The organism is Sporichthya brevicatena (assembly GCF_039525035.1).
Taxonomy (GTDB): Bacteria; Actinomycetota; Actinomycetes; order Sporichthyales; family Sporichthyaceae; genus Sporichthya; species Sporichthya brevicatena.
This window is the reverse complement of sequence record NZ_BAAAHE010000025.1, coordinates 61,341-73,296: the sequence shown is the minus strand read 5'-3', so window position 1 is coordinate 73,296 and position 11,956 is coordinate 61,341. Positions and strand designations below refer to the sequence as shown.

12 protein-coding genes are annotated in these 11,956 nt (G+C 71.7%); 3 read left to right on the top strand and 9 right to left on the bottom strand.

Features of this window, described 5'->3' with window-relative positions:
• Window positions 1–25: 25 nt before the first annotated feature.
• From ABD401_RS15495 to ABD401_RS15475, 5 genes are all read right to left on the bottom strand, one after another.
• Window positions 26–1,612: a glycosyltransferase family 39 protein gene (locus ABD401_RS15495; RefSeq protein ID WP_344606299.1), complete on the bottom strand. Its 1,587-nt coding sequence runs from the start codon at window positions 1,610–1,612 to the stop codon at window positions 26–28.
• A gap of 30 nt (window positions 1,613–1,642) precedes the next feature.
• The gene (locus tag ABD401_RS15490; RefSeq protein WP_344606297.1) at window positions 1,643–3,154 is read right to left on the bottom strand and encodes an NAD(P)/FAD-dependent oxidoreductase; all 1,512 of its coding nucleotides are present in this window, start codon (window positions 3,152–3,154) and stop codon (window positions 1,643–1,645) included.
• 217 nt (window positions 3,155–3,371) lie between these two features.
• Complete coding sequence (gene dusB / locus ABD401_RS15485) at window positions 3,372–4,508, bottom strand: tRNA dihydrouridine synthase DusB (RefSeq protein WP_344606295.1); 1,137 nt, start codon at window positions 4,506–4,508, stop codon at window positions 3,372–3,374.
• Complete coding sequence (locus tag ABD401_RS15480) at window positions 4,502–5,866, bottom strand: glycine--tRNA ligase (RefSeq protein ID WP_344606293.1); 1,365 nt, start codon at window positions 5,864–5,866, stop codon at window positions 4,502–4,504. The genes dusB and ABD401_RS15480 overlap by 7 nt, the downstream gene beginning before the upstream one ends.
• A gap of 120 nt (window positions 5,867–5,986) precedes the next feature.
• Window positions 5,987–6,268 carry an antibiotic biosynthesis monooxygenase gene (locus ABD401_RS15475; protein ID WP_344606291.1) on the bottom strand — a complete coding sequence of 94 codons (282 nt, stop codon included), beginning with the start codon at window positions 6,266–6,268 and terminating at the stop codon, window positions 5,987–5,989.
• Between the two features lie 25 nt (window positions 6,269–6,293).
• Between ABD401_RS15475 and ABD401_RS15470 the strand changes: the two genes are divergently transcribed.
• From ABD401_RS15470 to ABD401_RS15460, 3 genes are read left to right on the top strand one after another with little or no spacing between them, the layout of a single operon-like run.
• Window positions 6,294–6,626: a DUF6703 family protein gene (locus ABD401_RS15470; RefSeq protein WP_344606289.1), complete on the top strand. Its 333-nt coding sequence runs from the start codon at window positions 6,294–6,296 to the stop codon at window positions 6,624–6,626.
• Between the two features lie 28 nt (window positions 6,627–6,654).
• Window positions 6,655–7,059 (top strand): Fur family transcriptional regulator, encoded by a 405-nt coding sequence (locus tag ABD401_RS15465; protein WP_344606287.1) that lies wholly within the window; start codon window positions 6,655–6,657, stop codon window positions 7,057–7,059.
• A gap of 40 nt (window positions 7,060–7,099) precedes the next feature.
• Window positions 7,100–7,690 (top strand): TIGR03086 family metal-binding protein, encoded by a 591-nt coding sequence (locus ABD401_RS15460; protein ID WP_344606285.1) that lies wholly within the window; start codon window positions 7,100–7,102, stop codon window positions 7,688–7,690.
• A gap of 52 nt (window positions 7,691–7,742) precedes the next feature.
• Here the strand turns inward: ABD401_RS15460 and ABD401_RS15455 are convergent, their stop codons facing one another.
• From ABD401_RS15455 to ABD401_RS15440, 4 genes are all read right to left on the bottom strand, one after another.
• Window positions 7,743–8,027, bottom strand: a complete 285-nt coding sequence (locus tag ABD401_RS15455) for a hypothetical protein (protein ID WP_344606283.1) — start codon at window positions 8,025–8,027, stop codon at window positions 7,743–7,745.
• Window positions 8,028–8,272: 245 nt separating this feature from the next.
• Window positions 8,273–9,784 (bottom strand): hydrogenase large subunit, encoded by a 1,512-nt coding sequence (locus tag ABD401_RS15450; RefSeq protein ID WP_425566163.1) that lies wholly within the window; start codon window positions 9,782–9,784, stop codon window positions 8,273–8,275.
• Window positions 9,781–11,286, bottom strand: coding sequence for a proton-conducting transporter transmembrane domain-containing protein (locus tag ABD401_RS15445; protein WP_344606281.1), 1,506 nt, complete (start codon window positions 11,284–11,286; stop codon window positions 9,781–9,783). The genes ABD401_RS15450 and ABD401_RS15445 overlap by 4 nt, the downstream gene beginning before the upstream one ends.
• Entirely contained in the window at window positions 11,286–11,951 is a 666-nt protein-coding gene (locus tag ABD401_RS15440; protein ID WP_344606279.1) for a hypothetical protein, read from the bottom strand. Before ABD401_RS15440 ends, ABD401_RS15445 begins: the two co-directional genes overlap by 1 nt.
• Window positions 11,952–11,956 lie beyond the last annotated feature (5 nt).

The window sequence follows — 11,956 nt, the reverse complement described above, 5'->3', positions numbered from 1 at the left end:
AGCCTACCGAGGTCGCGCCCGGGCCTCAGCGCCGGAATCGCTCCAGGCTGGCCTTCTCGTAGCCGCGACCCGTGCGGTCGTGCACCAGTGCCGGGATCCCCAGTTCGGCGACGAGACGGTCACGCAGGCTGATGCAGACGCGACTGTGGGTCCGGTAGCCCACCCCGGAGACGTACCAGACGGTCACGTTCGAGCCGGCCTGGACGTAGTCCGCGATCCCGTCCGCGAGGACCCGCGGGCTGAGCTTGGCGATCTGTTCCTCGTAGTCGGTCCAGTCGACGACGGCCGGGTTCGCCTGCGCCGGGAGCGTCAGCTTCTCCAGGCCGGTTGCGGTCAGCTCGGACTCCACGGCCGGGGCCAGCTGGTCCGGGCAGTAGACGACGAGGTCACCGGGCTTGCTGTTCTCGTTCAGCAGGGCGGCGATCCGGCCGGCCTGGGTGTGCGGGGTGGTCGCCATCGTCAGGCTGCCGAGCAGGCCCAGGGTGGCGAACGTGGCGAGCACGCTCACGCCGGCGACCGGCGGCAGGGTCAGCACCCCGAAGACGAGCAGCAGCAGGACCAGCGGGACGACGACGGCCGTGTACCGGCCGACCACCGCTCCCCCGGTCGCCAGGCAGATCCCCAGCGCGACCAGCAGCGTCCCGCCGGCGACGACGGCGAGCCGGGCCGTCACCCCCAGCGGCCGGACGAACGTGATCGTCGAGGTCCCGGGGCGCCGCCGCGCGAACACCGCAAGCAGGGAGAGCGGCACGACGAGCAGGGCGAGCGTGCTCCCGACCGGACCGAAGCCGCCCCACCACTCGGCGGGCAGGATCGCGATCGAGCCCAGGTCCGGCCGGGACGCCCACGGGGCGCCGGTGCGGTCGGACTGGTAGAGCACGGTCGGGAACCACGGCAGGAAGGCCACACCTCCGGCGGCCATGCCGGTCAGCGCCAGCCGCGAGCTGCGCCGGTCCTCCTGGCTGCGGACGGCACGGACCAGCAGCACCGCGCCGACCGTGACGAGCAGGAACATCGCCCAGTAGTGCGTGTAGAGCAGCGCCGCGGTGACCGCACCGAGCGCGACCGCGGGCCACGGGCCGGGGTTCCGGCGCAGCCGCTCCATCGCGAGCAGCGCGCACAGCACGAGCAGGACGACCAGCGAGTACATCCGCGCCTCGCCGGCGTACCGCACCGACCAGGGGTTGACCGCGAAGAGCAGGAGTGCGATCTCCCCGTGCCGGCGCGACCCGCCGAGCCGCCGGCCGGCCAGGTAGGCCAGCGGGAGCGTCGCCAGCGAGAACACCATCGACAGCGAACGCGCCGCCCACGCGCTGTCCCCCACCCCGAACGTCGCCAGCAGGTCGAGCCAGCCGTGCAGCAGGGCGTAGTACAGCGGCGGTGCGCCGTCGGTCTTCAGCGCCTCGTGCAGGTCCGCGAGCGGGACGCGGGCGAACTGAACGGTCTGGGCCTCGTCGAGCCACAGGGGCCCCGTCGACCACAGCCGCAACGCCACCCCGAGCGCGACCGCGACCGCGAGCGCCGGCAGCGCGAACGGCTCCAGCCGCTCCAGCCGCCCACGCCCCGCCGCGGGTGCGGCGGTGCGGGCGGAGGCGGGGAGGGAGGAGACCACGGGCGGTCCAGGTCGGTTCGGGCGGATCGGTCAGGCGGACTTGTCGCGCCGCGGCAGGACCGGGGCGGCCCGGCCGGTGCCGGCGGCGGGCGCGGTGCCGGAGGAGTCGTTGCGCTTCTCCTCGTGGTATTCCTCCTCGACGTTGACCGTCCAGAGGTCGCGCTCGATGCCGCAGATGTTGTCGACCGCGTACATGGCCGTGACCATCGAGTGGTCCTGGTTGTTGTAGCGGTGCATGCCGTTACGGCCGGTGGCCTGGACGTTCACGACCTCGTCCGCCAGCCAGTGCCGGATGGTGTCGACCTTGAGGTCGTAGCCCTCGTCGTAGATCGGGTACGCCTTGGGGACGCGGACGACGAAGCCGGCCTGCATGCGCTCGGTCTTGACCAGGCCGAGCTGCGCGAGCTCGGACTTGGCCAGGGCGATGAGGTCCTCATCGGTCGAGGTCCAGGTGCCGTCGCCCTCGTTGACGAAGTACTCGAGGCCGAGGCAGGTCAGGCCGTCCTTGACCAGGTACGGCGACCAGGAGCCGTAGTTCTGGATGCGGCCGACCTTGACGCCCGGGGTGTGGATGTAGATCCAGTTGTCGGGGAAGCCGTCCTCGACGGGCACGACGATCGCGACGGTGATGAAGTCGCGGTAGCCCAGGCCCTCGGCCGCCTCGCGAACCTCCTGCGGGGCCTTCGGGTTCATGCCCTGGACCAGGTGCTGCAGTGGCATCGAGGAGATGACGTCGCTGCACCGGATCAACTTCTCCTCACCGTTCTGCAGAACGGTGACGGCGGTCACACGCTTGCCCTCGCGGTGCAGCGCGACGACCGGCGCGTTCATGATCACCTCGCCGCCACCGGAGACGACGAGGTCGCGGCAGCGCTCCCACATCATCCCGGGGCCGTACTTGGGGTACTGGAACGTGTCGATCAGCGTCGTGATCTCGGTCTGGCCCTTGGGCTGGAAGATCGCGTTCTTGATCGCGGAGAACAGCGAGAGGTTCTTGATGCGCTGGGCGGCCCAGTCGGCCTGGATCTCGGTGCCGGGGATGCCCCAGAGCTTCTCGGTGTAGGTCTTGAAGAAGATGTTGTAGAGGCGCCAGCCGAAGCGAGCGGCGACCCAGCCCTCGAAGTTCGTCTGGTCCTTCGGCGGGCGGATGCGCACCCACACGTAGGACAGCACGCAGCGGACGGCCTCGATGATGCCCAGGTTCTTCAGGGCGTTGCCGGCCTTGAGCGGGTAGTCGTAGAGCTTGCCGCGGTAGGAGATCCGGCTCATGCGCGGGCGCTGCAGGAAGTCCTCGTCGGGGAGGATCTCGTGCCAGAGCGCCTCGACCTCGGGCACCTTGGTGAAGAACCGGTGCCCGCCGATGTCGAAACGCCAGTCGTCGCGGACCTCGGTGCGGGAGATGCCGCCGATCTGGTCCGTCGCCTCGAGGACCGTCACGGCGCGTCCGCGCTTGACCAGCTCGTAGGCGGCGGTCAGGCCGGCCGGACCCGCGCCGATGACGACAACGGGGGCGTCGGACGATGCACCGTGCTCGGGCGCCATGGAATCTCGCTCTCTCGGCTTCCACCGGGATGGGCCAGGCCACGCGACCCTGCGCGGCTGTGCGGCTGTGCGTAGGACCTGATTCTTCCTCGTCTACCCACAATGTCCTACCCGACCCCCTGCGTTGTTCCTCTCATCTCCGAGGTCACGGTTGGGTCACTGATTTCGATCAAGCCGCGGGTGGACACGTCGATCGCGTCGCGATCATGACGTTCCGTCACCCTCCGGAGAGCGCCGCGAGCCCCGCGTCGGCGTCGTCGACGACCGCGTCACCGGCGTCGTCGAGCCACCCGTCGGGCAGGGCGACGCGGCGCGGCGAGCCGGCCCGTCCACGCGGGACGCCGAGGCTCGCGGCCGGGAACTCCTGGTCGGTGTCGAGCTCGTCGAGCAGTCGGTCCAGCTCCGCCAGCGAGCCGACCAGCCCGAGCGCCTGTCGCAGCCCGGAGCCGACCGCGAAGCCCTTGAGGTACCAGGCGATGTGCTTGCGGATCTCCTGGCAGGCCTTGAACTCGCCGAGGTCCTCGGTCATCAGCTCGGCGTGCCGCCGCAGCGTCGCCGCGACCTGGCCGAGGCCGGGGTGCCCGGGGTCGGGCCGGCCGTCGAACGCCGCGGCGAGATTGCCGAACAGCCAGGGCCGGCCGAGGCAGCCGCGGCCGACGACCACGCCGTCGCACCCGGTCTCGGCGACCATGCGCAGCGCGTCCCCGGCCTCCCAGATGTCCCCGTTGCCGAGGACCGGGACGCCGGTGCCGGCCAGGTGGCGCTTCAGCTCCGCGATCTTCGACCAGTCCGCCTGACCCGAGTAGTGCTGCGCCGCGGTCCGGGCGTGCAGGGCGACCCAGGCGACCCCGGCGTCGGCGGCGATGCGGCCAGCGTCGAGGAACGTGGGGTGCTCGTCGTCGATGCCGACGCGCATCTTCACCGTCACCGGCACCGCGCCGCCGGCCGCCTCGACCGCGCCGGTGACGATCCGCGCGAACAGCGCCCGCTTCCACGGCAGCGCCGACCCGCCGCCCTTGCGCGTCACCTTGGGCACCGGGCAGCCGAAGTTGAGGTCGACGTGGTCGGCGAGGTTCTCGGCGACCACGAGGCGGACCGCGCCCGCGATCGAGTCCGCGTCGGTGCCGTAGAGCTGCAGGCTGCGCGGGAACTCGTCGGGGTCGAAGGAGACCATCGCCCGCGTCGTCCGGTCACCCTCGACGAGACCGCGCGCGGTGACCATCTCGTTCACGTACAGCCCGGCGCCGTGCTCACGGCACAGGCGGCGGAAGGCCCGGTTGGTGATTCCCGCCATCGGGGCCAGCACGACCGGCGGCCAGATCTCGTGCGTGCCCAGGCGGAGCGGGGTCAGCACCCCACCAACCGCTCGGCGAGATACCCCGTCAGCCGGTCGAGGGAGATCCGCTCCTGCCGCATCGAGTCGCGGTCGCGCACCGTGGCCGCGCCGTCGTCGAGCGTCTCGAAGTCGAGCGTCACGCAGTACGGGGTGCCGATCTCGTCCTGGCGCCGGTAGCGACGGCCGATCGCGCCGGCGTCGTCGAACTCGACGTTCCAGTGCCGGCGCAGTCCGGCCGCCACCTCGCGGGCCCGCGGCGAGAGCTCAGCGTTGCGCGAGAGCGGCAGCACCGCCGCCTTGACCGGCGCGAGGCGCGGGTCGAGCCGCAGCACCGTCCGCTTCTCCGGGTTGCCCTTGGCGTTCGGGGCGGTGTCCTCGGAGTACGCCGCGAGCAGGAACGCCAGCACGCAGCGCGTCAGACCGGCGGCGGGCTCGATGACGTAGGGCGTCCAGCGCTCACCGGTCGTCTGGTCGAAGTAGCTCAGGTCGTTGCCGGAGTTCTTGCTGTGAGTGGTGAGGTCGAAGTCGCTGCGATTGGCTACGCCTTCGAGCTCCGCCCACTCCGTGCCCGCCCCGGCGCTGAAGCCGAAGCGGTACTCGATGTCGACGGTGCGGCGCGAGTAGTGCGCGAGCTTGTCCGCGGGGTGCTCGTACCGGCGCAGGTCGATCTCGGGGATGCCGAGGTCGAGGTACCAGGCCCAGCGCTCGGCGAGCCAGTACTCGTGCCAGCTCTCGTCGGTGCCGGGCTCGACGAAGAACTCGAGCTCCATCTGCTCGAACTCCCGCGTGCGGAAGATGAAGTTGCCCGGCGTGATCTCGTTGCGGAAGCTCTTGCCGACCTGGCCGATGCCGAACGGCGGCCGGCGCCGCGACGTCGTGAGCACGTTGGCGAAGTTGACGAAGATCCCCTGCGCCGTCTCCGGCCGCAGGTAGTGCACCGCATCCGCGTCCTCGACCGGGCCGAGGTGCGTGCGGAGCAGGCCGTTGAACGGCCGGGGCTCGGTGAGCGAGCCGGGACGACCGCAGCCGGGGCACTCCAGGTTCGCGAGTTCGGCGGGGTCCTCGGTGAGCTGGTCGACGCGGTAGCGCTTGTGGCAGGCCTGGCACTCGGTGAGCGGGTCGACGAACGACTCGAGGTGACCGGAGGCCTTCCAGACGTCGGTGGCGAGGATGATCGAGGAGTCCAGCCCGACGACGTCGTCGCGGCTCTGGACGCACGCCTTCCACCACTGCCGCTTGATGTTCTCCTTCAGCTCGACCCCGAGCGGCCCGTAGTCCCAGCACGAACGCATGCCGCCGTAGATCTCGCTCGACGGGAACACGAAGCCCCGGCGACGGCTGAGGCTGACGATCGCGTCGATCCGGTCAGCAGGCAACGCGAGCACTCCGTACGGGACGTTCAGCGGGCCACAATCGGGATGGGGCCGGAGCGGGTCAGCCTACTCGCCGACCGGCCTGCGGGCGAAGCCCTCTCCGGCGTCCCGGCCGCGGCCGAGTCAGGCGGAGGAGACGATCTCGAACGTGCCCGGCTCGGCCGGGAGGCGCGCCATCAGCGGCATGATCTGCGTGCGGACCGCGCCGGTCGTCAGCCCGCGCCGGCCGCTGCCGACGTCGGTCCACTCGCACACCACGACCCACGTCGTCGGGTCGTCCAGGGCCCGTCCGACCCGGCCCGACACCCACCCGGGGCGGGTCGCCAGCGCGGCGAGCGCGCCCTCGGCCTCGGCCTGGAACGCGACGGGATCGGACACCCCGGGCACCCGGGCGACGAGCAGCATTGCTCCACCTTGGCAGGATGTGGCAATGGCCGCGAAACCACGTCCCCGCAACCCGCACCCGCGGGTGCGCGCGAACGTCCCGCCGGACAAGGTCGCCAACCGCGTCGCGACCGCGACCGCGCCCGGGTTGCTCTGCCTGAGCCGGATGCCGAAGCTCGTGCTCCCCGCCTTCGTCGCGGTCGCGCTCCTCGGCGGCCTGATCCTCGGCGGAATTCTCGGCCTGCTGCTGCTGGTTGTGGTCGTCGGACTGCTGGGGTGGTTGCTCGCCGCGTTCTGGCCGACGCTCCCCAACGCCGGTCGCGCCGTCCGCGTCGCGGCCCTCACGGCGGTGATCGTCGTGGGAGTGCTCAATCTCTGATGCCTCGAATGCCGGAAGTGGACCAACGATGAGTGACGCCGGAGTCCGGCCGCAGCGCGCCACGCGCCAGCGGGCCGCCGTCGCAGCGGCACTCGACGCCGTCACCGACTTCCGCAGCGCGCAGGAACTGCACGACCTGCTCAAGCAGCGCGGGGAGAACGTCGGCCTGACGACGGTGTACCGGACGCTGCAGGCCCTCGCCGAGTCCGGCGAGGTGGACGTGCTCCGCACCGACGACGGCGAGTCGATCTACCGCCGCTGCAGCGACGGCCACCATCACCATCTGGTCTGCCGGGTCTGCGGCCGCGCCGTCGAGGTCGAGGGCCCCGCCGTCGAGCGTTGGGCGGACAAGGTCGCCGCCGAGCACGGGTTCACCGACCTCAGCCACACCGTCGAGATCTTCGGCCGCTGCGCCGACTGCTCGGCGACCTGAGCCGCGCGCCGCCCCGGGCGGTGGGCTATTAATGTGCGTCATGACGTCCCCGAACCCGACCTTCCCCGATCTCGACGAGATCCGCGGCCGGTACGGCCGCATCGCTGCCGACCTCGACCTGCGCGTCGGTCGCGTGCGGACGCTCGACTGGAACTCGATGACGCCGTGCCGCGACTGGAACAGCCGCGACCTGCTCGCCCACGTCGTCGACAACCACCGGCGGGTGCTGGCCGCGCTGCAGGACACCCCGCTGGAGGAGGTCACCGACTCCGAGGACGTGATCGAGGCCTGGCGCGCCGCGACGGCGGACGTCGCCGCAGCGCTCGCGGAGGACGAGAAGGCGCTGTTCCCGGTGCGCTTCTACGGGACCGAGTCGGAGTTCGCCACCCTCGTCGGCGGCATGCTCTGCACCGACACCCTGATCCACACCTGGGACCTGTGCCAGGCGGCCGGCCTCGACGACAAGCTCGACGAGGCCGGGGTCGAGGCCGCCTTCGAGCTGCTGAAGAGCTTCGGCGACGCGATCCGCGCCCCCGGCGCCTTCGGCCCGGAGATCCCCGCGCCCGCGGACGCCACCCTCCAGGACCAGCTGATCCTCTACTCCGGCCGCAAGGTCATCGGGCTCGACTGACCGCCCAGGCAACGAACCTGACTTCTCATCAGAATTTCTGCGCGACCGACGGTCAGGCCGGAATCGGGTCCTCGTGCAGGACGTGCTCGGCCTCGACCAGGCGTCCGGTCTCCCGGCGCAGGTCGTCGAGCGCGGCCAGGGCCGCGAGGTAGATGCCCTCGGCGTCGACCGCGAGCACGACCCGCTCGGAGAACTCCCCCGTCGGCGACGACACCGTCGCGCACCACCGGACGAACGGTCCGACGCGGTAGTCGACGACCGCGAGCAGCGGTCCGCGACCACGACGGGCGCTGCGGGCGGCGCGGAAGGGGAGACGGGGGCGGGGCAGGGCACGCATGGGATCGATCCGTTCGAGGGGCCGCGGCGAGGGCGGCGGAGTGGTCGGGAGGGACGGGCTCAGCGCCAGTGACACAGCACGTCGGACACCGCGTGCGTGTGCATCCCGATCAGCGACAGCCGATACGCGATCGGCTTGTGCAGCTGAATGTCGACCAACATGGTTGACATTCTATCCGACCTCCGCGGCCGGATTCAACGCCTTTACCGGCGGGCCGGCGAACGCTCAGCTCGCACCCAGCTGCGTCAGAGGTCGTTGCCCGCGTAGGAGAGGTTGAAGCTCTTGTTGACCAGCGGGAAGTCGGGAACGATCGTGTCCGCGAGCGCCATCGGCAACGCGGGCCAGGTCAGGAACGAGGGGTCGACGACCTTCCAGCGCGTGAGCCGACCGTCCCCGTCGATCTCCACCCGGTGCGCGATCGTGCCCCGCCAGCCCTCGACGAGCCCGATGCCCGAGAGCGGGATACCGATCCCGGTCGGCAGCGCACTGCCCTCCGGGTCGGTGTGCAAGGTCGGGACCAGTTCCCGCAGCAGGTCGGTGCTGGTGGCGATCTCGGTGGTGCGGACCCCGAATCGGGCGAGCACGTCGCCGTCGGGCCGAACGGCCGAGGGCAGGTCGACCGTGGCCGGGTGGAACGGGTGGTCGCGCCGCGCGTCGATGTCGACGCCGCTGGCGCGGGCGACGTAGCCGAGTGCTCCGAGTTCGCGGGCCTGCTCCGCGGACAGCACCGCGGTCCCGGTGAACCGGTCCCGCACGATCGAGTTGTTCAGCGCGATCTGTGCCGTCTCGGCGATGTCGGCGCTGAGCGAGACGATCCGATCGAGGTCCGGGACGCCCAACAGGCGGGCACCGCCCGGCTCCACTCCGGAGCGGAGCAGCCGGTGCCCGGTGACCTCCTTGTTCAGCCGGAGGAACTGCTCACGCACCCGCTGCGCGTGCGACTGGGCGAGCCCGTAGCCGACGTCGTTGCACAGGGCGCCGATGTCGGCGACGTGGTTGTGAATCCGCTCCAGCTCCAGCAGCGCGGCCCGAACGGCGGCCACCTCGGCCGGCACGCGGATCCCGTAGGCGTCCTCGACCGCGAGACAGAACGCGAGCGCGTGGCCGACCGCCGTGTCGCCGGAGACGCGCTCGGCCAACGGCAACGCGTCGAGGGGACGCCGCCCCTCGGCGAGCTTCTCGATGCCCTTGTGCACGAACCACAACCGCGCCTTGAGCCGGAGGATGGTCTCCCCCACGACGCTGAAGCGGAAGTGTCCCGGCTCGATCAGACCGGCGTGGACCGGCCCCACCGGGATCTCGTAGACCCCCGGCCCTTCGATCCGCAGGAAGGGGAACTCGTCGTCGGCCGGCGGGAACTCCGGCGGTGACCCGGCGTCCGAGCGCATCGGGTACCAGCCCTGGGGCCAGTGGTCGTGCCGGATCATGCGCCGCCCCAACGGGTGGCCCACGGGGACGATGCCGTAGAGGTCGCGCATCTCCCGCTCGAACCGACCGGCTTGGAAGGACACGCCGGCCAGGGTGGGCACGCTCGGCGAACTCCGGTCGGTGAACAGCGTCACCTCGACCCGGCGGTCCGGGGCGCCGGCGGTGAAGAGGTGGACCACGCGGAACGCGTCCGGCTCCTCGTGGGCCGCCACCAGGGCGAGGCGGAAGCCGGCGGAGAGCAGCTCGCTGACGACGCCGGTCAGCTCGGACGCCGTCACCACCTCCCGGCGGCGCTCGGGCGGCGGCAGGTACTCGAGGTGATCGGTCACGATCCCGCTCCGATCGCGGCGGCCGTGGTGAGCAGGTCGTCCAGCGGCCACGTCACCACACCGATCGCGGCCAGGGCGATGAGCCCGACGACCAGCGGCGCGGCCGCGACGCGGCTGCCGGCCCGCAGCCGCACGGTCCCGGCCGGCGCCGGCGCGGGATCGTCCGGTCCGAGCAGCATGGCCGAGGCCCGGATCCCGATGGCCGCGAACGCGACGAGCAGCACCAGCCCGATCGGGGCGAGCACCCATTCGTGGCCCGAGAGCGCCACCGCCCGGGCCAGCGCGATCTCGCTGGCGAACAGGCTGAACGGCGGCAGTCCGAGGAGGGCAGCGAGGCCGAGCGCGGTGACCAGGCCGAGGGCCGGGGTCCGGACCAGCAGGGCACGGAGGTCGGCGATCTTCGCGCTCCCGTTGACCTGCAGCAACTGCCCGGCCCCGCAGAACAGGACGGCCTTGCCGAGGCCGTGACCGAGCAGGTGCAGCAGGACCGCCGCCAGGGCGAGCGGGGTACCGACGGCGACGCCGACGGCCACCAGACCCATGTGTTCCATGCTCGAGTAGGCGAGCATCCGTTTGTAGTCACGCTGGACGAGCAGAAGTGAGGCCGCCAGCGCGGCCGAGCCGAGCCCGACGACGAGCAACAGGTTGCGGGCGAACTCGGGGTCGACCGCGCCGACGAGCACGCGGTGCCGCACCAGCGCGTAGATCGCCACCGGCAGCAGGACACCGGACATCAGCGCCGACACCGGCGCGGGCGCCTGGCCGTGGGCGTCGGGCAACCAACTGTGCAGCGGGATCAGGCCCGCCTTGGTGCCGAATCCGATCACGATCAACGCGAACGCGATCCGCATGACCGCGGGGTCGAGGTTCTCCGCGTCCGCCGCCAGCGTCGCCCAGTTGAGCGAGCCCTCGCCGGCACCGGAGTGCCGGGAGGCGAAGTACACGAGCACGGTGCCGAGGTAGGCCAGCGCGATCCCGACCGAGCAGATCACGACGTACTTCCAGGTGGCCTCCAGGCCGGCCCGGTTCCGGTTCTGCCCGACGAGGAATGCCGTGGCGACCGTGGTCGCCTCGATCGCGGCCCACATCAGACCGAGGTTCGCCGCCATCACGGCCGACGCCATCGCGGCAAGGAAGATCGGCAGCAGGAACGCGAAGCGCTGCGCCGAACGCGGCGTGGCCCGGCCCAGGGCGAGTTCGTCGTTCTGGAAGGTCGAGCCGGACCAGGTGGCCACGGTCGCCACCGCACCGATGACGACGAGCATCACGGCGGACAGGGCGTCGACCCGCAGCTGGTCGCCGACCGCCAGCGCCTCGCCGTCCGCGGTGCGGACACCCGCCGCGACACCGACGGCGAGGATGCTGAGCGCCGCCGCGACGTGGCCCCAGGCGACGGGGCGCCGCCAGCCGAACACCACGCCGAGGGCGGCCACGGCGAACGGGACCAGCAACGGCGCGCAGAGCAGCGCCGTCGTCCCGGCTCCGGTGGTGGGTTCGGTCATCAGTCGCGCAACTCCCGCAGCTCGTCGAGATCGGTCGCGCCGTAGACCACGCGCAGGCGGGCGGTGAGGATCTGCAGGATCAGCACGATCAGCAGCAGGTCCAGGGCTGCACCGAGTTCCACCACCAGCGGCACGCCCTCGGTCGCCAGCAGCGCGGTCACCCCGATCCCGTTGTCCAGCACCAGGAAGCCGGCCACCTGGGGCACGGCGTTGCGGCGCGTGGTCAGCGTGAGGAACCCGATCAGCACCATCGCGATCCCGACGGGGATGGCGTCGGCCTCGGGGCCGGGGGCGACCTCGGTCAGGGGCTGCGACGCCGCGTAGGCGAGCAGGGTGAGCAAGGCGGCGGCGAGCAACGAGGCCGGGACGTTGATGAGCGGCTCGGCCTCCCGCGCCCCCTCGGCCGACCTCGCGGCGCGCGCGAGCAGGAACGGCAGCAGCACGCCCTTGAGCAGCAGGAGCGCGACGGTGCCGATCACGAGTTCGTCGCTGTCGTGGTGCACCGCCAGGACCGCGGCCAGACCGGCGAGCAGCACGCCCTGCAGGCACACGAGGCGGACGATCGCCCGCACGTCCCGCCGCCACAGGACCAGGACCGCGGTCAGCAGCAGCCCGCCGCAGACGAGGTTCAACGACTGCAGGTACCCGTCGTTCACACCGCTCACGTCAG

Excerpts from the sequence above, each read along its gene's own strand:
- ABD401_RS15490 (WP_344606297.1), bottom strand. The coding sequence starts at position 3,154 with ATGGCGCCCGAGCACGGTGCATCGTCCGACGCCCCCGTTGTCGTCATC.
- ABD401_RS15475 (WP_344606291.1), bottom strand. The coding sequence starts at position 6,268 with ATGCTGCTCGTCGCCCGGGTGCCCGGGGTGTCCGATCCCGTCGCGTTC.
- ABD401_RS15470 (WP_344606289.1), top strand. The coding sequence starts at position 6,294 with ATGGCCGCGAAACCACGTCCCCGCAACCCGCACCCGCGGGTGCGCGCG.
- ABD401_RS15465 (WP_344606287.1), top strand. The coding sequence starts at position 6,655 with ATGAGTGACGCCGGAGTCCGGCCGCAGCGCGCCACGCGCCAGCGGGCC.
- ABD401_RS15460 (WP_344606285.1), top strand. The coding sequence starts at position 7,100 with ATGACGTCCCCGAACCCGACCTTCCCCGATCTCGACGAGATCCGCGGC.
- ABD401_RS15455 (WP_344606283.1), bottom strand. The coding sequence starts at position 8,027 with ATGCGTGCCCTGCCCCGCCCCCGTCTCCCCTTCCGCGCCGCCCGCAGC.
- ABD401_RS15445 (WP_344606281.1), bottom strand. The coding sequence starts at position 11,286 with ATGACCGAACCCACCACCGGAGCCGGGACGACGGCGCTGCTCTGCGCG.